The sequence below is a fragment of the Citrobacter sp. MGH105 genome (assembly GCF_001037485.2).
GTDB lineage: Bacteria > Pseudomonadota > Gammaproteobacteria > Enterobacterales > Enterobacteriaceae > Citrobacter > Citrobacter portucalensis.
On the sequence record NZ_CP073048.1, the window covers coordinates 3,536,169 to 3,558,389 of the forward strand.

Genomic DNA, 22,221 nt, shown 5'->3' on the forward strand with positions numbered 1-22,221 from the left:
TCATGACGCAATTCAATCCTGTCGATCATCCACATCGCCGTTTTAACCCGCTCACCGGGCAGTGGATCCTCGTATCACCACATCGCGCCAAACGCCCGTGGCAAGGGGCGCAGGAAACTCCGTCTAAGCAGGTACTGCCTGCACATGACCCGGACTGCTTCCTGTGCGCTGGCAATACGCGCGTTACCGGCGACAAAAACCCGGATTACACCGGGACCTATGTCTTTACCAATGACTTTGCAGCGCTGATGTCCGATACCCCGGACGCGCCGGACAGTCACGATCCGTTGATGCGATGCCAGAGCGCGCGCGGTACCAGCCGTGTAATTTGCTTCTCGCCCGATCACAGCAAAACGCTGCCGGAACTCAGCGTCCCTGCGCTAACAGAAATAGTGAAAACGTGGCAGGAGCAGACTGAAGACTTAGGCAAAACCTATCCCTGGGTGCAGGTATTTGAGAATAAAGGCGCAGCGATGGGGTGCTCGAACCCGCACCCACACGGACAAATTTGGGCCAACAGCTTTTTGCCTAACGAAGCCGAACGTGAAGATCGCCTGCAGAAAGCATACTTCGCCGAACAAGGCGCGCCGATGCTCGTTGATTACGTCCAGCGTGAGCTGGCGGACGGCAGCCGTACGGTCGTAGAAACCGAGCACTGGCTGGCGGTAGTACCTTACTGGGCCGCGTGGCCGTTCGAAACGCTGCTGCTGCCGAAAGCGCATGTTCTGCGTATCACCGATTTGACCGACGAACAGCGCGCTGATCTGGCGCTGGCGTTGAAAAAACTGACCAGTCGTTACGACAATCTGTTCCAGTGCTCATTCCCCTACTCCATGGGCTGGCACGGCGCGCCGTTTAACGGAGAAGAAAACCAACACTGGCAGTTGCACGCGCACTTTTATCCGCCGCTGCTGCGTTCGGCAACCGTGCGCAAATTTATGGTCGGTTACGAAATGCTGGCGGAGACCCAGCGCGACCTGACGGCAGAACAAGCGGCTGAACGACTGCGTGCGGTCAGCGACATCCATTTTCGCGAATCCGGAGTTTAAATAATGAGTCTGAAAGAAAAAACACAATCTCTGTTTGCTGAAACATTTGGCTACCCTGCCACCCATACTATTCAGGCACCGGGTCGTGTGAACCTGATCGGTGAACATACCGATTATAACGACGGCTTCGTTCTGCCCTGCGCTATCGACTATCAAACCGTTATCAGCTGTGCGGCACGCGACGATAGAAAAGTCCGTGTGATCGCCGCTGATTACGATAATCAGGTTGATGAGTTCTCGCTTGATGCGCCGATTATCGCTCATGACAGCCAGCAGTGGTCAAACTACGTGCGTGGCGTAGTGAAACATCTGCAAAAGCGCAATAACGCCTTTGGCGGTGCTGATCTGGTGATCAGCGGTAACGTCCCGCAGGGTGCGGGCTTAAGCTCTTCTGCCTCACTGGAAGTCGCTGTTGGTACGGTATTCCAGCAGCTCTATCATCTGCCGCTCGACGGCGCGCAGATTGCCCTGAATGGCCAGGAAGCTGAAAACCAGTTTGTCGGCTGTAACTGCGGCATTATGGATCAACTGATCTCGGCACTTGGCAAGAAAGATCATGCGCTACTGATCGACTGCCGTACGCTGGGCACCAAAGCCGTTTCCATGCCTGAGGGCGTCGCGGTGGTGATCATCAACAGTAACTTTAAACGCACATTGGTCGGTAGCGAATACAACACCCGTCGCGAACAGTGCGAAACCGGCGCGCGTTTCTTCCAGCAGCCAGCGCTGCGTGATGTCAGCCTTGAAGCGTTTAACGCCGTCGCCCACGAACTGGATCCGATTGTCGCCAAACGCGTTCGCCACGTGATCACGGAAAATGCGCGTACCGTTGAAGCCGCTCAGGCGCTGGAAAAAGGCGACCTGCTGCGCATGGGCCAGCTGATGGCGGAATCTCACGCCTCAATGCGCGATGACTTTGAAATTACCGTGCCGCAAATTGATACGCTGGTCGAGATTGTCAAAGCGACCATCGGCGATAAAGGCGGTGTCCGTATGACCGGCGGCGGCTTCGGCGGCTGCATCGTGGCGCTGATCCCGCAAGATTTGGTGCCTGCCGTACAGCAGGCCGTCGCGCAACAATACGAAGCAAAAACCGGTATCAAAGAAACATTCTACGTCTGCAAACCTTCACAAGGAGCAGGACAATGTTAAGCGAAATCCCTGTGCAGGCACCGGACGGTCAGCCGTTTCGCCTGCTCACCCTGCGCAATGACGCAGGGATGGTCGTCACGCTCATGGACTGGGGCGCGACACTGCTCTCTGCACGTATTCCGCTTAGCGATGGTAGCGTGCGCGAAGCATTACTCGGGTGCGCCAGTCCGGAACAATACCCGCAGCAGGCTGCGTTTCTGGGCGCTTCAATTGGTCGCTACGCTAACCGTATCGCCAACAGCCGCTATACCTTTGCCGGCGAAACCGTTGAGTTGGAACCAAGTCAGGGCAACAACCAACTGCACGGCGGACCGAACGGTTTCGACAAACGTCGCTGGCAGATAGTGAATCAGAATGACCGTCAGGTGCTGTTTGCCTTAACGTCTGACGATGGCGACCAGGGTTTCCCTGGTAATCTTTGCGCCACCGCGCAGTATCGCCTGACTGACGATAATCGTATTTCGATAACCTACCGCGCCACGGTCGATAAGCCCTGTCCGGTGAATCTGACGAATCACGTTTATTTTAACCTCGACGGTGACAAAACGGATGTGCGCCAGCATAAGCTGCAAATTATGGCGGACGAGTACTTGCCGGTTGATGAAATGGGCATCCCGCATGACGGGCTGAAATCCGTCGCTGGTAGCACTTTCGATTTCCGCACGCCTAAAATCATCAGCAGTGAATTTCTTGCCGATGACGATCAGCGCAAGGTGAAAGGTTACGATCACGCCTTCCTGCTTCAGGCACAGGGCAATGCGCGTACGCCGGTCGCCCGACTGTGGTCCCAGGATGAAAAACTGCAGATGGTGGTATACACCTCCGCCCCAGCATTGCAGTTTTACTCCGGCAACTTCCTCGGCGGTACACCATCTCGTGGGCCAGACGCCTACGAAGACTGGCAAGGTCTGGCGCTGGAAAGTGAGTTTCTCCCGGACAGCCCAAACCATCCAGAGTGGCAGCAGCCGGACTGCTTCTTACGCCCGGGTGAAGAGTATGCCAGCGTGACGGAATATCAGTTTATTCCAGTCTGATCCTTTCCCCTCACAGGCCCGATGACGTAACGTAGCGGGCCTGTTATTTGTTTATCACAGTAGAACCGCTCAAATCCCCACCACTCAAAGACAAAATCGCAACCTTGAATTCACAAGAACCTTACACTGTGGCGCTATTTTCGCTATGGTTATGCGTAAGCATTGCCGCTGACGCTTTACGGCAATATAATGAGAATTATTATCATTCAATATGATTTATAGGAGTGAGTGTATGGCTGTAACTAAGCTGGTTCTGGTACGTCACGGTGAAAGTCAGTGGAACAACGAAAACCGTTTTACCGGTTGGTATGACGTTGATCTGTCAGAGAAAGGCGTGGGCGAAGCAAAAGCGGCAGGTAAACTGCTGAAAGAAGAAGGCTACAGCTTCGATTTTGCTTATACCTCTGTGCTGAAACGTGCCATCCACACCCTGTGGAACGTACTGGACGAACTGGATCAGGCCTGGCTGCCGGTTGAAAAATCCTGGAAACTGAACGAACGTCATTACGGCGCGCTGCAGGGTCTGAACAAAGCTGAAACCGCTGAAAAATACGGTGACGAGCAGGTTAAACAATGGCGTCGCGGCTTTGCGGTAACGCCACCGGAACTGACCAAAGATGACGAGCGTTATCCGGGTCACGATCCGCGTTATGCGAAGTTGACCGACAAAGAGTTACCGGTTACCGAAAGCCTGGCGCTGACCATCGATCGCGTTATCCCCTACTGGAACGAAACCATTCTGCCGCGCATGAAAAGCGGTGAGCGCGTAATTATCGCCGCTCACGGTAACTCTCTGCGTGCGCTGGTTAAATACCTGGATAACATGGGCGAAGATGAGATCCTTGAACTGAACATCCCGACCGGCGTACCGCTGGTATATGAGTTCGACGAAAACTTCAAACCAATCAAACATTACTATCTGGGTAATGCTGACGAGATCGCAGCAAAAGCGGCAGCCGTTGCGAACCAGGGTAAAGCGAAGTAATTTTCATCTTGGGTCAAACGAAAAAAGCGTGGAATGCTCCACGCTTTTTTATTGCCGGATGACGGCGTTGCCTTATCCGGCCTACCGAGCGTAGCCCGGATGAATTTTTTAACCGCGGCGCGCTTTTACTGCATCCGCCAGCTGGCGCAACACCGCATCGGTATCTTCCCAGCCAATGCAGGCGTCGGTGATGCTCTTACCGTAAGTCAGCGGCTCACCGCTATCCGGGTTCTGATTACCTTCTACCAGATGGCTTTCGATCATCACGCCAATAATTGCTTTTTCGCCCCCAGCAACTTGTCCGCAAACATCTTTCGCGACATCCATCTGCTTTTTGAACTGCTTGCTGGAGTTGGCATGGCTAAAGTCGATCATCACCTGCGCTGAAAGCCCTGCTTTGATCAGACCTTCTTTCACGTCGGCAACGTGCTGAGCACTGTAGTTCGGCTCTTTGCCGCCACGCAAAATAATATGGCAATCGCCATTACCACTGGTATTTACGATCGCCGAATGACCCCATTTGGTCACAGACAGGAAGCAGTGCGGCGCTCCTGCGGCGTTAATCGCATCGATCGCTACTTTTATCGTGCCATCAGTACCGTTTTTAAAGCCAACCGGGCAGGACAGACCAGACGCCAATTCGCGATGCACCTGAGATTCTGTGGTACGTGCCCCAATCGCGCCCCAGCTCATCAGGTCGGCGAGGTATTGCGGCGTAATCATATCGAGGAATTCACCCGCTGCAGGCAATCCGCTGTCATTGATATCCAGCAGCAGTTTACGCGCAATGCGCAGCCCATCGTTGATCTGGAAGCTGTTGTCCATGTGCGGATCGTTGATAAGCCCTTTCCAGCCTACGGTAGTTCGCGGTTTTTCAAAATAGACGCGCATAACGATTTCAAGCTCGCCTTTTAACTCTTCACGCAGCGCCAGCAGGCGAGCGGCATACTCTTTAGCAGCTGCCGGATCATGAATAGAGCAAGGCCCAATCACTACCAGCAGGCGATCGTCACTCCCTTTCAGGATTTTATGAATCGCCTTACGGGCATGAGCCACCGTGTTTGCGGCATTTTCAGTAGCGGGAAATTTTTCCAACAATGCGACTGGCGGTAATAACTCGTTGATCTCTTTAATGCGTAAATCGTCGTTCTGATAATTCATGATTATTCCAGCGTTGCCATACTTATATTAATGAATGCAATCCCTCCAATCTATATCTTCAGTCATAAAGTGTAAACGGGGTTTTACACTTTGGGCGGATTAATCCTGGAATTGGCCAAAAAAACGCAATAAAGTAGCGAAAAACGAGATCCAACCTACAATTTATAACTGTAACAGCTTTAATTTTCATAAATTTCAAGATTCTATGCTGGGTTTAATTTCTCTGGCAAAACTATTAACCACATATTGATGATGTAACTGGCACATGCACTGTTGGAAGACGTTATCCGACATATCGACCATAACAGGAGCATATTATGCATATGACAAAGCTGGCTTCACTCTTTCTTACCGCTACACTCAGCCTCGCCAGCGGCGCGGCGCTGGCAGCTGAAACCAATACGCAGTCCAATAACGGCCAGGCAAATTCCTCGGCGGATGCCGGTCAGGTCGCCCCAGACGCACGCGAAAACGTGGCACCAAATAATGTCGACAACAGTAACGTGAATTCGGGTGGCACAATGCTGCACCCGAACGGTTCATCAATGAACCATGAAGGGATGACCAAAGATGAGATGCACAAAAACACCATGTGTAAGGACGGTCGCTGCCCTGATGTGAATAAGAAGGTTGAGACCGGAAACGGCATTAACAATGATGCTGAGACAAAAACTGATGGCACTACGCAGTAACGCTGAAAATAAAGCTAATAATGGGAGAGCAATAGCTCTCCTTTTTAATTTTATCATCCCAAAAACGGTATGATGGCATACAGTAAAGATGAGAATAACAAAGGGATGGCATAATGGCGCACTCGTATACTCATACTTCTTCTGAGCAACCCAAGGACAATAATGCCCGCCGCTTGATGTTTGCATTCTGCATTACAGCCGGATTTATGTTGGTTGAAGTGGTGGGTGGAATACTTTCAGGTTCACTGGCCTTGTTGGCCGATGCCGGGCATATGCTCACTGATGCCGCAGCGCTCCTTTTTGCGCTACTGGCCGTCCGGTTTTCCCATCGCCCGCCCACAATACGACACACCTTCGGCTGGCTGAGGCTCACGACACTGGCCGCGTTTGTTAATGCCATCGCATTGGTCGTGATCACCATTTTAATCGTCTGGGAAGCCATTGAGCGCTTCCATACGCCCCGCCCCGTGGCTGGCGGCATGATGATGGTTATAGCTGTCGCGGGTTTACTGGCTAACGTGCTGGCTTTTTGGGTTCTACACCGCGGCAGTGAGGAGAAAAACCTGAACGTCCGCGCCGCGGCACTACATGTGATGGGCGATTTACTCGGCTCGGTCGGGGCGATCATCGCTGCGCTGATTATTATCTGGACGGGCTGGACGCCTGCGGACCCGATTCTCTCGATTCTGGTTTCCGTGCTGGTACTGCGTAGCGCCTGGCGACTGTTAAAGGATAGCGTTAATGAATTACTGGAAGGCGCCCCGCTGACGCTGGATATCGCCGCACTACAGCGCCATCTCAGCCGGGATATCCCCGAAGTCCGCAATGTGCACCATGTCCATGTCTGGATGGTGGGTGAAAAACCGGTAATGACGCTGCATGTGCAGGTGGTCCCGCCGCACGATCACGACGCGCTGCTGGAGCGTATTCAGCATTTCCTTATCCATCACTACCAGATTGAACACGCCACGATCCAGATGGAGTATCAGCCGTGTAATGGGCCGGACTGCCACCTGTATCAGGGGGTATCCGGCCATTCACACCATCACCATTAATGGGACAGCGCGTGGGAACCCCGCTCGCGCGCGCTGTTAATCCACATTCTGCTACCGTTCAGGGCGATAACCGTCAGGATCACATATTCCAGCGACATGGCATATACGCCTTGCAGGGCGAAAATCACTACGCTTATTACGTTAATGATCACCCACAGCAGCCAGTTTTCAACGTACTTACGCGTCATCAGGATCATCGCCGCAATCGACAACACCATCATGCAGGAGTCCCAGAACGGGAATGCATCGGGTTGCAACTCAGGCACAACAACCTGCAATCCTAATGCCTGCATAATGTTCACCGCAATGCGGGTCAGGAACGCAAAGACCAGATCGATATAGACCGACATCAGGCCGATCGCCACCACGCAAGCCGCCAGCCAGCCGATCGCTTTTGGTAACGGCAGCCAGCGAATTTTCAGTTCCGCTTCATGCTGGTTGGTTTGCCTGGACCAGGCATACCAGCCGTAGATGTTGGCGGCAAAGAAGAAAACTTGCAGCAACAGGCTTGCATAGAGCTGGATCTGAAAGAAGATAATCGCAAACAGCGTGACGTTTATCAGGCCGAAGAAGTAATTGCTGATTTTCTCAAGGCTCGCCAGGCCAATACACAGCAACCCAGCGATCGTCCCCACAGCTTCGATCCACGACAGATCGTAACCGCCAGCGCCAATCGGAATATGTACCAGAATGTTCTGCGTGCTAAAAAAGTCCATCTTTTCCCCCAGAGCAAAAATAGTAATTAAGCTCGAAGTGTAGCCGCAAATTCCAACATGCGGTTTAACGGCAACAACGCCCCTTCTCGCAGCGCAGCATCAACATGTATCTCATGAGCCGCTCCGCCTTGTTCCAGGCCCTCAGCAATCGCCTTGAGGCCGTTCATCGCCATCCACGGACAATGCGCACAGCTGCGGCAGGTTGCCCCCTCACCAGCCGTCGGCGCTTCAAGCAATTCTTTATCCGGAACGGCCTGCTGCATTTTGTAAAATATGCCCCGGTCAGTCGCCACAATCAGCCGTTGATGCGGTAACGATTTAGCGGCATTGATTAACTGGCTGGTTGAGCCAACCGCATCGGCCATATCAACGATAGACTGAGGGGACTCCGGGTGCACCAACACCGCTGCATCAGGGTAAAGCCCCTTCATGCGTGTTAAAGCCTGAGTTTTAAATTCGTCGTGGACGATACAGGCCCCCTGCCAACAAAGAACGTCTGCACCGGTCTGTTTTTGGACGTAGTTGCCCAGATGTCTGTCCGGAGCCCAGATGATTTTTTCACCCAAACTATCAAGATGCTCAATAAGTTCTACCGCGATACTGGATGTGACGACCCAGTCCGCACGTGCTTTAACGGCGGCTGAGGTATTGGCGTAAACCACCACGGTACGATCCGGGTGCGCATCGCAAAACGCGCTGAACGCATCAATCGGACAGCCCAGATCTAATGAGCATTCCGCCTGTAGGGTCGGCATCAGGATGGTCTTTTCCGGACTGAGGATTTTGGCGGTTTCCCCCATAAACCTCACGCCTGCAACCAACAGCGTAGAGGCAGAATGTTTTGAGCCGAAACGCGCCATCTCCAGAGAATCAGAAATACAACCACCGGTCTCTTCGGCCAACTGCTGAATTTCGGGATCGGTGTAATAGTGCGCGACCATAACGGCATCACGCTCTTTCAGCAGGCGCTTGATTTTTTCACGATAAAATTGCTTTTCATCCACACTCAGCGGGGCTGGCTTCGGCGGAAACGGATAAATTGCTGCTTCTGGATCAAACATCACGCTCATCTTGCTTTCTCGTTTTACTGGCTTAACGAAATAACCGATTAAAAGCGTGACGCACGCCATATTCGGTTGGTTTTGTTTTATATGCTAAACAAGATAGCGGATTGGCGTAAGAAAGTCACAATAATTGCGTGTGAGGAATGCCGGAAGGCGACTGACGTCTTATCCGGCCTACGTGAATAGTGTCGTCTGTAGGACTGATAAGCGAAGCGCATCAGGCAGCAGCTTCGAATCTTATAAATCGCAGATAGCAAAAAGGCGCCTTTAGGGCGCCTTTTTACACTGGTGGGGCGTGCAGGATGACTCGCTTTGCTCGCCCTCCGGGCCGTCGCCGTAAACGGCTCCGTTGTCTCACTACGTGAGACCCGAACCTGCAGCAGGTTCGAATCGTTAATTCTGCGCATAGCAAAAAGGCGCCTTTAGGGCGCCTTTTTACACTGGTGGGGCGTGCAGGATTCGAACCTGCGACCAATTGATTAAAAGTCAACTGCTCTACCAACTGAGCTAACGCCCCCGTATGGGGTTTACTTCTTTATACTTTCAGGATGGTGGGTCGTGCAGGATTCGAACCTGCGACCAATTGATTAAAAGTCAACTGCTCTACCAACTGAGCTAACGACCCGCTCGGGTATAACCTGAAAATTTTTACTCGGTGCCACCAATAAATTGGTGGGGCGTGCAGGATTCGAACCTGCGACCAATTGATTAAAAGTCAACTGCTCTACCAACTGAGCTAACGCCCCGAGTGGTGGGTGATGACGGGATCGAACCGCCGACCCCCTCCTTGTAAGGGAGGTGCTCTCCCAGCTGAGCTAATCACCCGATACTGCGCTGGATACTACTTACTAACTAAGTTAGTGGTGGGTCGTGCAGGATGACTCGACTTCGTCTCGCCCTACGGGCCGTTGCTTACGCAACGTTATCCTTCACGTTTTACTATCGCGTTCCACCAGAACGATTGGTGGGTCGTGCAGGATTCGAACCTGCGACCAATTGATTAAAAGTCAACTGCTCTACCAACTGAGCTAACGACCCACTTTTTTTGCCGCTTTCGGGCTGTTTGATATCCCTTGGCAACGGCGGCATATATTACTGATTTCAGATTTTAGCGCAACAAAAATTTCGATGTAAATAACTCAACTGCTTAGGAATCACACGACGCGACCAGAATTAACACGATTTCTGGTCGCATGGTGTTCATTACATCGCGCCAAGGCGTTTTTGCGCTTGTTTCGCGCCATCAGTGCCAGGGTATTTAGTGATAACCTGCTGATAAACGGCTTTCGCTTTCTCTTTATCACCTTTGTCCTGCATGATGACGCCGACTTTATACATCGCGTCTGCAGCCTTTGGTGATTTCGGGAAGTTTTTGACTACTGAAGCAAAATAGAACGCTGCATCATCTTTTTTCCCCTTGTTGTAATTCAACTGACCCAGCCAGTAATTCGCATTTGGCAGGTAAGTTGAGTCTGGGTACTTTTTAATGAAGTTCTGAAATGCTTCAATCGCGTCATCCTGGCGGGATTTATCCTGCACCAGAGCAATGGCCGCATTGTAATCGGTATTCGCATCGCCAGTTTGTACCGGAGCACCTGACGCTGCCGCTGCACCCGCATCAGGTGCAGGGGTTGCTGCTGCACCGCTCTGATCGCCGCCCGCAGATTGCGCCGCAGGTGCACTACCGCTGCCAAGATTATTCATCTGCAGCAATATCTGCTTCTGGCGTTCAACAACCTGATTCAGTTGATACTGATTTTCCTGAATTTGACCGCGCAGGGAATCAATATCGGACTGATTATCGGAGAGTTGTTGCTGGAGTTGGGTTAAAAGCTGACTGTGAGCGTTAGAAATACGCTCGAGTTGAGTGACACGGTCTTCGACCGAGCCAGAGCCGACACTACTGATTGGCGCCTGTGCAAAAGCGGCCCAGGGGGCCGCTATGCCAACCAGTAACGACAGACTCAACAGATGATGTCTGAAGTTACTGCTCATGCAATTCTCTTAGTAAACCAGTACGGCGCGACGGTTTTTGGCGTAAGCCGCTTCGTCATGACCCAGTACTGCAGGTTTTTCTTTACCGTAAGAAACGATGGAGATCTGGTCAGCAGAAACGCCTTTACCCTGCAGGTACATCTTAACGGCGTTCGCACGACGCTCACCCAGGGAGATGTTGTACTCAGGAGTACCACGTTCGTCCGCATGACCTTCTACGGTGACTTTGTAAGACGGGTTGCTACGCAGGAAGTTAGCGTGAGCATCCAGCATTGCAGCGAAGTCAGAACGGATATCGTACTTGTCCAGATCGAAGTAAACGATGTTGTTCTGCTGCAGCTGTTGCATCTGAAGACGCGCTTGCTCTTCAGAAGACATGTTGCCGCTGCCGTTTGCATCCATACCAGTGCCGGCACCCAGCATGCCTTCGCTGCCGTCATTGCTGGCGTTCTTGTTAGAAGAACACGCTGCAATAGCCATAACAGGCAGAGCAATCATCAGCCCTTTCAGCACTTTGTTCAGTTGCATTTCAATGATTCCTTTATTAATCAATTATTTATTATCACAGATACGGCGACCAGGCAGGGAATTTAACCTGTCCATCAGTTGCCGGAAGACGCGCTTTGAAACGCCCATCTGTAGAAACCAAATTCAGCACGGATCCCATCCCCTGAGAAGAGCTGTAGATTACCATAGTGCCGTTAGGTGCCAGACTTGGCGTTTCGTCCAGGAACGTTGACGACAGAACTTGTACGCCACCCGCTACCAGATCTTGTTTGGCAATGTGTTGCTGACCGTTGGCCGAGCTTACCATTACCATAAATTTACCGTCGCTGCTCACATCCGCATCCTGGTTTTGCGAACCTTCCCAGGTAATGCGCTGCGGAGCACCGCCGTTGACGTTAACTTTATATACCTGCGGACGACCGGCCTGGTCAGACGTAAAGGCCAGGTTTTGGCTGTCCGGGAACCAGGTAGGTTCCGTGTTGTTGCTACGACCATCCGTCACCTGACGGATCTGACCGGAACCAATGTCCATGACATACAGGTTCAGGCTACCGGTTTTAGACAGGGCAAACGCCAGTTTGCTGCCATCCGGAGAAAACGCAGGCGCACCGTTGTGACGTGGGAACGAGGCTACCTGACGAACCGCGCCGTTAGACAGTGTCTGAATAACCAGTGCAGAACGACCGCTTTCGAAGGTAACGTACGCCAGTTTTGAACCGTCCGGGGACCACGCCGGAGACATCAGCGGCTGCGGAGAACGGTGTACCACGAACTGGTTGTAACCATCGTAGTCGGACACACGTAATTCGTACGGGAACTGACCACCGTTGGTCTGAACAACATAAGCGATACGGGTACGGAATGCACCTTTAATGCCGGTCAGTTTTTCAAACACTTCGTCACTTGCAGTATGGCCCGCGTAACGCAGCCACTGCTTGTTCACTTTATAGGTGTTCTGTGCCAGTACGGTACCCGGTGCGCCACCGGTGTCAACCAGCTGATAGGCAACGCTGTAAGAACCATCCGGATTCGGCGTAACCTGGCCGACGACTACGGCATCAATGCCCAGCGCAGACCAAGCGGCAGGTTGAACTTCCTGCGCGGTACCGGGCTGCTGAGGCAGACGAGAACGGTCTAACGGGTTAAATTTACCGCTGTTACGCAGGTCAGCACCTACGATACCACCGATATCTTCGGGTGCAGCACCCGGTCCTGCCCACTGGAAGGGGACAACACCAATCGGGCGCGCCGAGTCCACCCCCTGGGTGATCTCGATACGTACTTCTGCGTGCAGCACCGCTGCCCACAGCATCAGAAAACCAAATGCTACTCGTAATGCCTGCTTCATCATATCTCCCTTATCTGGACGGAAAGCCCACGATAATTTAGCAGAATGTTAACAAACTCAAATACACAAAACTACCAGAACTCTGTCTCAACCTTAGACCGTTTCCCCTGATTTCTCAGGGGTCGTTATTACAGTTTGAAGTCCAGTTTGGCATCTTTTACTTTTTCATAAACTGCCTGGCTAGGCGGTTTAGGAATTCTGGCGGTTTTCGCAGCCGTCAGCGCAGCCTGACACAATGCCGGATCCCCGCCCTCTTCGGTCACATCCAGTAACAGACCATCGGGTGCTAACTTGATATGTAATACGCAAGATTTACCTGCATACAAATCTGCACCATACAGACGGCTCTGGATCGCATTACGAATTTGAGATGCGTAAGCACTGATATCAGCGCCAGATGCACCGCCATTGGCACCACTTGTACCACTATCTTTCGCCGGTTGGCCGTTTCCTTTCGCTCCACCGCCCGATTTCGGTGCATTCTTACCAGAGCTCAGGTCGCCCAACAAGTCGTCAACGCCAGAGGCTGCAGCGGCTTTTTCGGCCGCAGCCTTTTTAGCAGCAGCTGCTTTATCTGCCGCAGCTTTCTTATCGGCAGCGGCTTTCTCAGCTGCAGCTTTTTTGTCTGCCGCTGCTTTTTCTGCAGCGGCTTTCTTATCAGCCGCCGCTTTTTCAGCAGCGGCAGCTTTCGCGGCAGCAGCTTTTTCTGCTTTCTCAGCAGCAGCTTTCTCGGCTGCTGCTTGCTTAGCGGCCTCAGCCTGTGCTTTCTTCGCAGCGTCCGCAGCTGCCTTAGCAGCCTGTGCTTCTGCAGCTTTCTTCGCATCAGCGGCGGCTTTAGCGGCTTCAGCCTCAGCTTTTTTCTGTGCGTCTGCAGCGGCTTTCTTCGCGGCATCTGCCGCTTGCTTAGCCTGAGCATCAGCTTTAGCCTTCGCGTCTGCAGCAGCCTTCGCCGCAGCCTCTTCAGCCTGTTTCTGTTGCTCTTGCGCTTTCGCTGCGGCGGCTTCAGCTTGCTTCTGCTGTTCCGCCTGTTCGCGCACTTTTTCCTGCGCGGCTAAACGTTCTTTTTCCAGCTGCTTCAGTCGCTCTTGCTCAGCTGCCTGCTTCTCGCGAAGTTCTTCAGCTTGCTGCTGCGCCTGCTTTTCACGCTGCTCTTCAGCGCGTTTCGCACTTGCCTGCTGTTGCTGCTGCCTGTCGTACTGTTGCACAACGGCGCCAGGATCGACCATAACGGCGTCGATGGACGAACCGCCACCGCCGCCGGCTGAAGCATCAATGTGCTCATCGAACGAACTCCAGATCAGCGCTGCAAATAAAATGACATGCAGCACCGCTGAAATAATTATCGCCCTTTTGAGCTTGTCGTTTTGTTCGGTTGCCTTTGACACTCTCGGTTCCCAAAAAACTGTTCGCCTGTTACGTGCTATCTTTCAAGCCAGCAAAACGCAGTCATCAGATTGGCTGCGTCATCAAGCCAACCGATTTTACGCCTGCACTGTGTAACAAGTTCAGCGCTTTAATTATTTCATCATAAGGCACGTCTTTCGCACCACCGATTAAAAAGACCGTTTTCGGATTGGTCTGCAGGCGGCTTTTCGCTTCCGCAATAACCTGCTCCGGTGGTAGTTGATCCATACGATCTTTCTCAACCACCACGCTGTATTGCCCAATACCGGAAACTTCAATAATGACCGGGGGTTCGTCGTTACTGCTGACGGCTTGCGACTCGGTCGCATCCGGCAGGTCGACTTCCACACTCTGCGTAATGATCGGTGCGGTTGCCATAAAGATCAGCAACAGCACCAGCAGTACGTCGAGCAGCGGTACAATATTGATTTCGGACTTGAGTTCGCGACGACCTCGTCCACGCGTTCTGGCCATGGCTTACCCCTTGTTGCTCTCGCTAACGGTAAACGCCTGGCGGTGCAGAATCGCGGTGAACTCTTCCATAAAGTTGTCGTAATTCAGTTCCAGTTTGTTCACGCGCTGGTTCAGACGGTTGTAGGCCATAACCGCCGGGATTGCCGCAAACAGACCGATAGCCGTTGCAATCAACGCTTCTGCGATACCCGGTGCGACCATTTGCAGCGTCGCCTGTTTTACCGCGCCCAGCGCGATAAATGCGTGCATGATCCCCCAAACGGTACCGAACAGACCGATATACGGGCTGATGGAGCCAACGGTGCCGAGGAATGGAATATGCGTTTCCAGCGTTTCCAGTTCACGGTTCATCGAGATACGCATCGCACGGGAAGCCCCCTCAACGACCGCTTCCGGCGCGTGGCTATTTGCTCGATGCAAACGCGCAAATTCCTTGAATCCGCTATAGAAAATTTGTTCCGAGCCCGCCAAATTATCACGACGCCCCTGGCTTTCCTGGTACAGGCGCGACAATTCAATGCCGGACCAGAACTTGTCTTCAAATGCTTCGGCTTCACGTGAAGCAGCATTAAGAATACGGGTCCGTTGGATGATGATGGCCCAGGATGCGATTGAGAAACCAATCAAAATCAACATGATAAGTTTAACCAGAAGGCTTGCCTTCAGGAACAAATCAAGGATATTCATGTCAGTCACTGCTTAAACTCCGCGACAATAGACTTGGGAAGCGCACGAGGCTTCATTTTGAGTGGATCAACGCAAACAATCAGAACTTCGGCCTCATTCAGCACGGTGTTCTCTGCGTTGACAATGCGTTGCGTGAAAACCAATGAGGTGCCACGCATTGACGTAATTTCGGTTTGAACTTCGAGCATATCGTCGAGCCGGGCAGGCGCAAAATACTCGAGGGTCATCTTGCGCACCACAAAGGCTACACGTTCGGCCAACAGGACCTGCTGACTGAAGTGATGATGACGAAGCATTTCTGTGCGTGCTCTTTCATAAAAAGCGACGTAACTGGCGTGGTAAACCACCCCACCGGCATCGGTATCTTCATAATAGACACGAACCGGCCATCGAAACATATACTTATTCATTCCTACTGCCTCTTTGTTGGCTTCGCCCACTCACACCAGTTACTTACCTTTGTAAGCGTCTGGTGATTCGCGTTCTTGCCGCCGCGATGCATCAAGAATGTCGTTGTATATCGCGCTGTCTTCACTGTACATCCCGGTAATGCAACAAAAGGTTAGTGCTTTCAAACTTCGCTACTATACGCGCGGGAATGGTGCTTTGGAATGGGGGAAAGTAAACGGAGAGTAAAAAATTATGGGCTTATGCAAGCCCATAAATATTTAAGGATGTTTCTTATTCAAAAGAAGAAGAAAAACAGTCCAACAACGAGGACGATATCCGCGATCAGCGGGCAGAAGATACCCTGCCAGTGTACGGCACGAGGACGGAAGCCAACGCCGTGAATAATGCCTGCGCAGACTGCCCACATCAGCAGGAAACCATGCCAGATTTCAAGCTCGCTGGTTTTGGCCGCGAAACGAGACGGATCCCAGAATATGCAGCCAGCCAACACGATTGCCAGCACAAATGAAAGCGCCCGCAAGGGGCGCTTGTCCATCGCGTTGTATACCATCGCGATAATGTTGGTCATTAGCTATCTTCTTGCCCGGCTTTGCCTGATTCAACGTGCTCAAGCGCCAGCGCTGTGATTATCCCAAATGCACAGGCAAGAAGCGTTCCCAAAATCCATGCGAAATACCACATTTTAAGCTCCTTACTTAGTACAGAGAGTGGGTGTTGCTTTCAATATCTTCTTTAGTGATGCGACCGAACATCTTCCAGTAACACCAGCTGGTGTACAGCAGAATAATCGGTACAAACACCGCCGCGACCCAGGTCATCAGATTCAATGTACGCTGGCTGGAGGTGGCATCCCACATGGTCAAACTTGCGTTCATCATGGTGCTGGATGGCATCACAAACGGGAACATTGCGATACCGGCAGTCAGGATGATGCAGGCTAACGTCAGTGAGGAGAAGACGAACGCCCATGCCCCTTTCTCCATGCGAGAAGTCAGGATGGTCAACAGCGGCAGAACCACGCCCAGAGCAGGAACCAACCACAGGATAGGTGCATTGTTAAAGTTCACCATCCATGCGCCAGCCACACGAGCCACTTCTTTGGTCAGCGGGTTTGAGGCGGCATGGTGATCCAGTGCGGAGGTCACAACATAACCGTCAATACCGTAAATCACCCATACACCGGCCAGCGCGAAGCAGACCAGAGTCACCAGCGCCGCAACCTGTGAAGTTGCACGAGCACGCAGATGCAGTTCACCTACCGTACGCATCTGCAGATAGGTCGCACCCTGGGTGATGATCATCCCAACGCTCACGACACCCGCCAGCAGACCAAACGGATTCAGCAACTGGAAGAAGTTACCGGTGTAGTACAAACGCATATAGTCATCTACGTGGAACGGAACCCCTTGCAGCAGGTTGCCGAACGCCACGCCAATCACCAGCGGTGGCACGAAGCTACCAATGAAGATGCCCCAGTCCCACATGTTGCGCCAGCGCATGTCTTCAATCTTAGAGCGGTAGTCAAAACCGACCGGACGGAAGAACAACGATGCCAGTACCAGAATCATCGCCACATAGAAACCGGAGAACGCAGCGGCATACACCATCGGCCAGGCAGCGAACAGTGCGCCACCCGCGGTGATGAGCCAAACCTGGTTACCGTCCCAGTGCGGGGCGATGGAGTTAATCATAATTCGACGCTCGGTATCATTACGACCGAGGAAACGGGTGAGCATGCCCACCCCCATGTCGAAGCCATCAGTGACTGCAAAACCAATCAGCAGAATGCCAACCAGCAGCCACCAGATAAAACGCAATACTTCATAATCGATCATTTGACGACTCCTGTCTTAGCGTGCCGGCTGAGAAGTCACAGTGGACTGCTCGTAGTGATAACGACCGGTTTTCAGGCTACTCGGCCCAAGGCGTGCGAACTTGAACATCAGATACAGTTCAGCCACCAGGAACAGGGTATACAGGCCGCAAATCAACAGCATCGAGAAGATGAGGTCGCCAGCAGTCAGCGAAGAGTTCGCTACGGCTGTTGGTAACACTTCACCAATCGCCCACGGTTGACGACCGTACTCTGCAACAAACCAACCGGATTCAATAGCAATCCACGGCAGAGGAATCGCATACAGCGCGGTGCGCAGCAGCCATTTTTTCTCACCGATACGGTTACGAAGCACAGTCCAGAAGGACACCGCGATAATTGCCAGCATCAGAATGCCGCATGCCACCATGATACGGAAAGCGAAGTACAGCGGCGCAACGCGAGGAATAGAATCTTTCGTTGCCTGCTGAATTTGCGCTTCGGTCGCGTCGGTAACTTTGTCCGTATAGCGTTTCAACAGCAGACCATAACCCAGGTCTTTCTTCATGCTGTTGAACTGGTCACGAACGGCCTGGTCGGTAGTACCAGCACGCAGTTCTTCCAGCAACTGATACGCTTTCATCCCGTTACGGATACGCTCTTCGTGCTGCACCATCAGATCTTTCAGACCAATGACCGGTGTATCAACAGAGCGGGTGGCAATGATGCCCAGCGCATAAGGAATTTGAATCGCAAAATGGTTTTCCTGCGCATCCTGGTCCGGAATACCGAACAGCGTGAAGGAAGCCGGTGCAGGCTGAGTTTCCCATTCTGCTTCAATCGCAGCGAGTTTGGTTTTCTGCACGTCGCCCATTTCGTAACCAGATTCATCACCCAGAACGATAACAGACAGAATAGCAGCCATACCAAAGCTGGCAGCGATAGCAAAAGAACGTTTAGCAAACGCGAAGTCACGACCGCGCAGCATATAGTAGGAGCTGATACCCAGAACGAACATCGCGCCACATACATAACCAGATGCCACAGTGTGAACAAATTTCACCTGTGCTACCGGGTTGAGCACCAGTTCAGAGAAGCTCAGCATCTCCATACGCATGGTTTCGAAGTTGAAATCCGCTGCGATTGGGTTCTGCATCCAGCCGTTCGCAACCAGAATCCACAACGCGGACAGGTTAGAACCCAGAGCCACCAGCCAAGTGACACACATATGCTGGACTTTACCCAAACGGTCCCAGCCGAAGAAGAACAGACCTACAAAGGTGGATTCGAGGAAGAAGGCCATCAAACCTTCGATCGCCAGCGGCGCACCGAAAATATCCCCTACATAGTGGGAGTAGTAAGACCAGTTAGTCCCGAACTGGAACTCCATGGTCAGACCGGTAGCCACACCCAGAGCGAAGTTGATACCAAACAACTTGCCCCAGAACTTGGTCATATCTTTATAAATCTGTTTGCCGGAAAGGACGTAGACCGTTTCCATGATGGCCAACAAGAACGCCATACCGAGCGTCAGTGGCACAAACAGGAAGTGGTACATCGCGGTCAAGGCAAACTGTAAGCGCGACAGTTCGACTATATCTAACATCATGACTCCTTGCTCATCGCATGAAGACTCCGAGAGTGAACCCCGTTAGAAAGGGTCACACGCATGCCCCAATACAAATTTATCTGCTTCCTTCCGCCGCTACCCTTTCCTCTCATTTGAAGAAAGGACAATGATGAAAGGTTACAAACATGTTAATAAAACACTCAAATTGATCCCGCAATTATATTACGCCGTAAAATCCTTACAATAAACAGGTTTTTATCGAGACAAATTTGCATTTTTCGATAGTGATCAATTTATAGCTAATTTACCACTTTCAGACCAATTTGATCTGAAGCAATTTAACCTCTTTTGGTGCTGTTTTCCAAGTTTTAAACATTGATTTAAATCAATTTTCAAATTTAATGTTAATAGTGTTTAGCACTCACGCTACTAGTAAACGCGATGTTAACAACATGTTTTTCAATGAGTAATTGCCGTTACTACAAATGATAGGATATTTATTTAAATGTACACGATCTTTTAACCAGCCCGGCTGACAAAATTGATAGCAGATAAAGAATCACTAATGCTGGGTAGCTCACAGTTTTTTGTTTAGCAAGTCATGGATTTGTTATTTCATACAAATTGTTCATTTAAATTTTACTTATAATTAACACCGAGATGTAACTATCTCAACTGGAAGCGAAAACGTTCCACAATGACCGATGCATTGCGTTTGTCGTTCTGCGAGAGAACGCTGACGTTTCGCTTAAATCATCACTGAAAGTTATCATTAACACCCCCTCCTCTCTTATGTGGCAAAGATTAAATATGCCACAAACATTTCCTTATCATTTTTATCCTAAATTTAACAAAAATGAATTGTGACATATAAGATTAAAAAATAAAAAACCGTTATGTCGTTCACAAGTTAATTAGTAATTGGGATTTTTGAAATTATTTAAAACACGTCATAAATGGCGCGCATAACAAAATAAGATTTCGATCACAAACATGGCAAGTCATTTATTACCCAATTCCCTAATAAATTAAACAAAGCTAAGAAAAGATAACCCATCACATTGATTATGAACGTATTTTATAGATGGCAAATATAACAATCATTTTTCTCAGGATATTTTGAAAATAGATCAATTGCTTCCTTTTTCGCTTCCACAGAAACTCCAACCCTATTAAGAGGTTGTCACAATCCATGTTCTAAATATTAGAAAATAATTTCACTTATTGACCATCAGCCCTACAGAGGATTACCCATGAAGAAATCTACACTTGTTATTGGCGTCATCGGTGCTGACTGCCATGCAGTAGGTAATAAAGTTCTGGATCGCGTTTTTACTGCTCATGATTTTCACGTAATCAACCTCGGGGTGATGGTGAGCCAGGATGAATATATTGATGCTGCGATTGAAACAGGCGCCGATGCCATCGTGGTGTCCTCTATCTACGGTCATGGCGACATTGACTGCCTCGGACTACGTGAGCGCTGCATCGAACGCGGCCTTGGCGACATTCTGCTGTACGTCGGCGGCAACCTGGTCGTCGGTAAACATGACTTCGCCGACGTGGAAGTGAAGTTTAAAGAGATGGGCTTTAACCGGGTCTTCGCCCCCAGCCACGATCTGGAAGATGTTTGCGCGCTTATCACTAATGATATTCACCAACACAATGGCCTCGAACAGCGTTGCCTGGAAGAGGCCATCTGATGCAAACAGTTTCTGTCGATATCGGCTCGACATGGACCAAGGCAGCCCTCTTCGCACATGAAGGCGAGGAATTAACCCTGGTAAACCATGTCCTGACCCCAACCACCACACATCATCTGGCAGACGGTTTTTTTGCCAGCCTGAATCAGGTGCTGAATGTTGCCGATGCTCGCCCGTTACTGAAAAGTGGTGAAGTGCAGTTGAAATACTCCTCCTCAGCGAAAGGTGGGCTCGCCGTTGCAGCAATGGGGCTGGTGCCTTCCATTACGCTGGAGTCGGCAAAAGTTACCGCCCATTCGGCTGGAGCGAAAATCGCGCAATATTATTCGTACAAGCTGAACCGTCATGACATCCAGGAGCTGGAATCATCACCGCCAGACATTCTGTTGTTTACCGGCGGGACAGACGGTGGCGAAGAAAGTTACGGCCTGGCGAATGCACACGCGCTGGCAGGCTCAAAGCTTGATTGCGCCATTATCTACGCCGGAAACCGGGACATTCAGGACGAAATACAAACGATTCTGGGACATAAGGATCTGACCACGGTAGACAACATTCTGCCGGACCTCGATCACCCGAATCCGTTTGCCGCGCGTCAGGCGATTTGCGATGTGTTCTTGTCACGCATCGTCAAAGGCAAAGGTCTGGACGTTATCGTCGGCGAAACAGGCGAAGAGCCTATGCCGACGCCATGGACGGTATATGAGTTAGTCAAAGCCATTAGCGATTACGACAGCGCATGGAAGGAATTCATGCTGATTGATATGGGCGGAGCCACCACGGATGTCTATTCGGCCAGCGCGAATACCCTCTCCCCCGATACCGTCCTGCATGGTGTTCCTGAACCGTTCGTCAAACGTACCGTTGAAGGCGACCTTGGAATGCGCGTTTCCGCCGTTGTGGTGGGAGAAAGCACGCAGGATATGGTGAAAGTCATCTTCGCCCAGCAGCCACAGCGCGAGGAAGCGTTTTACCGCTATCTACGCCACCTGGTTGGGCAACCGGATTACCTGCCACTCAGCGAGGAAGAGAAATATTTCGACACCCTGCTGGCAGGTTTGTGCGTGGGCTATGCCGCTGAGCGCCACGCGGGCACTAAAAAGCAGGTTTGCACCTGCGTGGGTAATGTGGATTTACAGATGGGTCGCGATCTCACCACCGTACGCAAAGTCGTCGGTTCAGGGGGATGGCTCTCTCGCGCCAGCCAGTTCGATATCCATAACTGGCTCAAATACAGGGAGCTGGACGACCAGGGTAAAAGAATTCTGTTACCGAATCAGTTTGAGTATTACCGCGATTCAAATGGCCTGCTCCCTCTACTGGCAAACGTCGCCAGGCTGTACCCGCAAGCCGCTGCTCGCACCAGCATTCAGTGTTTAACCCTATAAAACTTAAGGCAGC

22 protein-coding genes, 5 tRNA genes and 1 other RNA gene are annotated in these 22,221 nt (G+C 51.3%); 8 read left to right on the forward strand and 20 right to left on the reverse strand.

The features are described 5' to 3' along the window. Positions 1 to 2 precede the first annotated feature (2 nt). The 4 genes from galT to gpmA all read left to right on the forward strand — a co-directional run bounded on the left by galT (position 3) and on the right by gpmA (position 4,220). Positions 3 to 1,049, forward strand: a complete 1,047-nt coding sequence (gene galT, locus SK35_RS17135) for a galactose-1-phosphate uridylyltransferase (RefSeq protein WP_032942745.1) — start codon at positions 3 to 5, stop codon at positions 1,047 to 1,049. A gap of 3 nt (positions 1,050 to 1,052) precedes the next feature. After that, the gene (gene galK, locus SK35_RS17140) at positions 1,053 to 2,201 is read left to right on the forward strand and encodes a galactokinase (protein ID WP_048214650.1); all 1,149 of its coding nucleotides are present in this window, start codon (positions 1,053 to 1,055) and stop codon (positions 2,199 to 2,201) included. Beyond that, on the forward strand, positions 2,195 to 3,235 hold the full coding sequence (galM, locus tag SK35_RS17145) for a galactose-1-epimerase (protein ID WP_048214651.1): 1,041 nt from the start codon (positions 2,195 to 2,197) through the stop codon (positions 3,233 to 3,235). The genes galK and galM overlap by 7 nt, the downstream gene beginning before the upstream one ends. 232 nt (positions 3,236 to 3,467) lie before the next feature. Continuing rightward, the gene (gene gpmA, locus SK35_RS17150) at positions 3,468 to 4,220 is read left to right on the forward strand and encodes a 2,3-diphosphoglycerate-dependent phosphoglycerate mutase (protein WP_003022999.1); all 753 of its coding nucleotides are present in this window, start codon (positions 3,468 to 3,470) and stop codon (positions 4,218 to 4,220) included. 108 nt (positions 4,221 to 4,328) lie between these two features. On the opposite strand, the gene aroG is transcribed toward gpmA, so the two are convergent. Next, the gene (gene aroG, locus SK35_RS17155) at positions 4,329 to 5,381 is read right to left on the reverse strand and encodes a 3-deoxy-7-phosphoheptulonate synthase AroG (protein ID WP_003831449.1); all 1,053 of its coding nucleotides are present in this window, start codon (positions 5,379 to 5,381) and stop codon (positions 4,329 to 4,331) included. Positions 5,382 to 5,698: 317 nt separating this feature from the next. Between aroG and SK35_RS17160 the strand changes: the two genes are divergently transcribed. Both SK35_RS17160 and zitB read left to right on the forward strand, forming a co-directional pair. After that, positions 5,699 to 6,073 carry a YbgS-like family protein gene (locus tag SK35_RS17160; protein ID WP_003022994.1) on the forward strand — a complete coding sequence of 125 codons (375 nt, stop codon included), beginning with the start codon at positions 5,699 to 5,701 and terminating at the stop codon, positions 6,071 to 6,073. A 113-nt stretch (positions 6,074 to 6,186) separates the two neighbouring features. After that, positions 6,187 to 7,128: a CDF family zinc transporter ZitB gene (zitB, locus tag SK35_RS17165; RefSeq protein ID WP_048214652.1), complete on the forward strand. Its 942-nt coding sequence runs from the start codon at positions 6,187 to 6,189 to the stop codon at positions 7,126 to 7,128. On the opposite strand, the gene pnuC is transcribed toward zitB, so the two are convergent. From pnuC to cydA, 19 genes are all read right to left on the reverse strand, one after another. After that, positions 7,125 to 7,844, reverse strand: coding sequence for a nicotinamide riboside transporter PnuC (gene pnuC, locus SK35_RS17170; RefSeq protein ID WP_048214653.1), 720 nt, complete (start codon positions 7,842 to 7,844; stop codon positions 7,125 to 7,127). The two genes, zitB and pnuC, sit on opposite strands and share 4 nt — an antisense overlap. Positions 7,845 to 7,870: 26 nt before the next feature. After that, positions 7,871 to 8,914, reverse strand: a complete 1,044-nt coding sequence (gene nadA / locus SK35_RS17175; protein ID WP_048214654.1) for a quinolinate synthase NadA — start codon at positions 8,912 to 8,914, stop codon at positions 7,871 to 7,873. A 280-nt stretch (positions 8,915 to 9,194) separates the two neighbouring features. Further along, positions 9,195 to 9,327: non-coding RNA, RtT sRNA (locus SK35_RS17180), on the reverse strand. A gap of 22 nt (positions 9,328 to 9,349) precedes the next feature. Continuing rightward, positions 9,350 to 9,425 (reverse strand) — tRNA-Lys (locus tag SK35_RS17185). 32 nt (positions 9,426 to 9,457) lie between these two features. Then, a tRNA-Lys gene (locus tag SK35_RS17190) sits at positions 9,458 to 9,533 on the reverse strand. Positions 9,534 to 9,578: 45 nt separating this feature from the next. Next, a tRNA-Lys gene (locus tag SK35_RS17195) sits at positions 9,579 to 9,654 on the reverse strand. 3 nt (positions 9,655 to 9,657) lie between these two features. After that, positions 9,658 to 9,733 (reverse strand) — tRNA-Val (locus SK35_RS17200). A gap of 137 nt (positions 9,734 to 9,870) precedes the next feature. Then, positions 9,871 to 9,946: transfer RNA gene (locus tag SK35_RS17205), tRNA-Lys, on the reverse strand. Positions 9,947 to 10,111: 165 nt separating this feature from the next. After that, positions 10,112 to 10,903, reverse strand: a complete 792-nt coding sequence (gene cpoB, locus SK35_RS17210) for a cell division protein CpoB (RefSeq protein WP_003831441.1) — start codon at positions 10,901 to 10,903, stop codon at positions 10,112 to 10,114. A 9-nt stretch (positions 10,904 to 10,912) separates the two neighbouring features. Then, the gene (pal, locus tag SK35_RS17215) at positions 10,913 to 11,431 is read right to left on the reverse strand and encodes a peptidoglycan-associated lipoprotein Pal (RefSeq protein ID WP_003022983.1); all 519 of its coding nucleotides are present in this window, start codon (positions 11,429 to 11,431) and stop codon (positions 10,913 to 10,915) included. 34 nt (positions 11,432 to 11,465) lie between these two features. Further along, positions 11,466 to 12,758: a Tol-Pal system beta propeller repeat protein TolB gene (gene tolB, locus SK35_RS17220; RefSeq protein WP_003022981.1), complete on the reverse strand. Its 1,293-nt coding sequence runs from the start codon at positions 12,756 to 12,758 to the stop codon at positions 11,466 to 11,468. A 128-nt stretch (positions 12,759 to 12,886) separates the two neighbouring features. Beyond that, positions 12,887 to 14,143 carry a cell envelope integrity protein TolA gene (gene tolA, locus SK35_RS17225; RefSeq protein WP_008784157.1) on the reverse strand — a complete coding sequence of 419 codons (1,257 nt, stop codon included), beginning with the start codon at positions 14,141 to 14,143 and terminating at the stop codon, positions 12,887 to 12,889. 64 nt (positions 14,144 to 14,207) lie between these two features. Beyond that, positions 14,208 to 14,636: a colicin uptake protein TolR gene (gene tolR / locus SK35_RS17230; protein WP_003022978.1), complete on the reverse strand. Its 429-nt coding sequence runs from the start codon at positions 14,634 to 14,636 to the stop codon at positions 14,208 to 14,210. A gap of 3 nt (positions 14,637 to 14,639) precedes the next feature. After that, positions 14,640 to 15,332 carry a Tol-Pal system protein TolQ gene (gene tolQ / locus SK35_RS17235; RefSeq protein ID WP_003022976.1) on the reverse strand — a complete coding sequence of 231 codons (693 nt, stop codon included), beginning with the start codon at positions 15,330 to 15,332 and terminating at the stop codon, positions 14,640 to 14,642. After that, entirely contained in the window at positions 15,329 to 15,733 is a 405-nt protein-coding gene (ybgC, locus tag SK35_RS17240; protein WP_003831439.1) for a tol-pal system-associated acyl-CoA thioesterase, read from the reverse strand. Before ybgC ends, tolQ begins: the two co-directional genes overlap by 4 nt. A 275-nt stretch (positions 15,734 to 16,008) precedes the next feature. Further along, a complete protein-coding gene (gene ybgE / locus SK35_RS17245) occupies positions 16,009 to 16,302 on the reverse strand; it encodes a cyd operon protein YbgE (protein WP_048214655.1) in 294 nt (97 codons plus the stop codon). Beyond that, positions 16,302 to 16,415, reverse strand: coding sequence for a cytochrome bd-I oxidase subunit CydX (gene cydX / locus SK35_RS17250; RefSeq protein WP_003022970.1), 114 nt, complete (start codon positions 16,413 to 16,415; stop codon positions 16,302 to 16,304). Before cydX ends, ybgE begins: the two co-directional genes overlap by 1 nt. A 14-nt stretch (positions 16,416 to 16,429) precedes the next feature. Further along, entirely contained in the window at positions 16,430 to 17,569 is a 1,140-nt protein-coding gene (cydB, locus tag SK35_RS17255; protein WP_003831431.1) for a cytochrome d ubiquinol oxidase subunit II, read from the reverse strand. 15 nt (positions 17,570 to 17,584) lie between these two features. Beyond that, the gene (gene cydA / locus SK35_RS17260; RefSeq protein ID WP_008784156.1) at positions 17,585 to 19,153 is read right to left on the reverse strand and encodes a cytochrome ubiquinol oxidase subunit I; all 1,569 of its coding nucleotides are present in this window, start codon (positions 19,151 to 19,153) and stop codon (positions 17,585 to 17,587) included. A 1,217-nt stretch (positions 19,154 to 20,370) separates the two neighbouring features. On the opposite strand from cydA, the gene glmS reads away from it, so the two are divergent. Both glmS and glmL read left to right on the forward strand, forming a co-directional pair. Further along, positions 20,371 to 20,820 (forward strand): methylaspartate mutase subunit S, encoded by a 450-nt coding sequence (gene glmS, locus SK35_RS17265; protein WP_003022963.1) that lies wholly within the window; start codon positions 20,371 to 20,373, stop codon positions 20,818 to 20,820. Next, positions 20,820 to 22,208, forward strand: coding sequence for a methylaspartate mutase accessory protein GlmL (gene glmL / locus SK35_RS17270; protein ID WP_003831429.1), 1,389 nt, complete (start codon positions 20,820 to 20,822; stop codon positions 22,206 to 22,208). Before glmS ends, glmL begins: the two co-directional genes overlap by 1 nt. Positions 22,209 to 22,221: the final 13 nt, after the last annotated feature.

What these genes read in the sequence shown, in the direction of transcription:
- galT (WP_032942745.1), top strand. Translation starts at nt 3, where the DNA reads ATGACGCAATTCAATCCTGTCGATCATCCACATCGCCGTTTTAACCCG.
- galK (WP_048214650.1), top strand. Translation starts at nt 1,053, where the DNA reads ATGAGTCTGAAAGAAAAAACACAATCTCTGTTTGCTGAAACATTTGGC.
- galM (WP_048214651.1), top strand. Translation starts at nt 2,195, where the DNA reads ATGTTAAGCGAAATCCCTGTGCAGGCACCGGACGGTCAGCCGTTTCGC.
- gpmA (WP_003022999.1), top strand. Translation starts at nt 3,468, where the DNA reads ATGGCTGTAACTAAGCTGGTTCTGGTACGTCACGGTGAAAGTCAGTGG.
- aroG (WP_003831449.1), bottom strand. Translation starts at nt 5,381, where the DNA reads ATGAATTATCAGAACGACGATTTACGCATTAAAGAGATCAACGAGTTA.
- SK35_RS17160 (WP_003022994.1), top strand. Translation starts at nt 5,699, where the DNA reads ATGCATATGACAAAGCTGGCTTCACTCTTTCTTACCGCTACACTCAGC.
- zitB (WP_048214652.1), top strand. Translation starts at nt 6,187, where the DNA reads ATGGCGCACTCGTATACTCATACTTCTTCTGAGCAACCCAAGGACAAT.
- pnuC (WP_048214653.1), bottom strand. Translation starts at nt 7,844, where the DNA reads ATGGACTTTTTTAGCACGCAGAACATTCTGGTACATATTCCGATTGGC.
- nadA (WP_048214654.1), bottom strand. Translation starts at nt 8,914, where the DNA reads ATGAGCGTGATGTTTGATCCAGAAGCAGCAATTTATCCGTTTCCGCCG.
- cpoB (WP_003831441.1), bottom strand. Translation starts at nt 10,903, where the DNA reads ATGAGCAGTAACTTCAGACATCATCTGTTGAGTCTGTCGTTACTGGTT.
- pal (WP_003022983.1), bottom strand. Translation starts at nt 11,431, where the DNA reads ATGCAACTGAACAAAGTGCTGAAAGGGCTGATGATTGCTCTGCCTGTT.
- tolB (WP_003022981.1), bottom strand. Translation starts at nt 12,758, where the DNA reads ATGAAGCAGGCATTACGAGTAGCATTTGGTTTTCTGATGCTGTGGGCA.
- tolR (WP_003022978.1), bottom strand. Translation starts at nt 14,636, where the DNA reads ATGGCCAGAACGCGTGGACGAGGTCGTCGCGAACTCAAGTCCGAAATC.
- ybgC (WP_003831439.1), bottom strand. Translation starts at nt 15,733, where the DNA reads ATGAATAAGTATATGTTTCGATGGCCGGTTCGTGTCTATTATGAAGAT.
- ybgE (WP_048214655.1), bottom strand. Translation starts at nt 16,302, where the DNA reads ATGACCAACATTATCGCGATGGTATACAACGCGATGGACAAGCGCCCC.
- cydX (WP_003022970.1), bottom strand. Translation starts at nt 16,415, where the DNA reads ATGTGGTATTTCGCATGGATTTTGGGAACGCTTCTTGCCTGTGCATTT.
- cydB (WP_003831431.1), bottom strand. Translation starts at nt 17,569, where the DNA reads ATGATCGATTATGAAGTATTGCGTTTTATCTGGTGGCTGCTGGTTGGC.
- cydA (WP_008784156.1), bottom strand. Translation starts at nt 19,153, where the DNA reads ATGTTAGATATAGTCGAACTGTCGCGCTTACAGTTTGCCTTGACCGCG.
- glmS (WP_003022963.1), top strand. Translation starts at nt 20,371, where the DNA reads ATGAAGAAATCTACACTTGTTATTGGCGTCATCGGTGCTGACTGCCAT.
- glmL (WP_003831429.1), top strand. Translation starts at nt 20,820, where the DNA reads ATGCAAACAGTTTCTGTCGATATCGGCTCGACATGGACCAAGGCAGCC.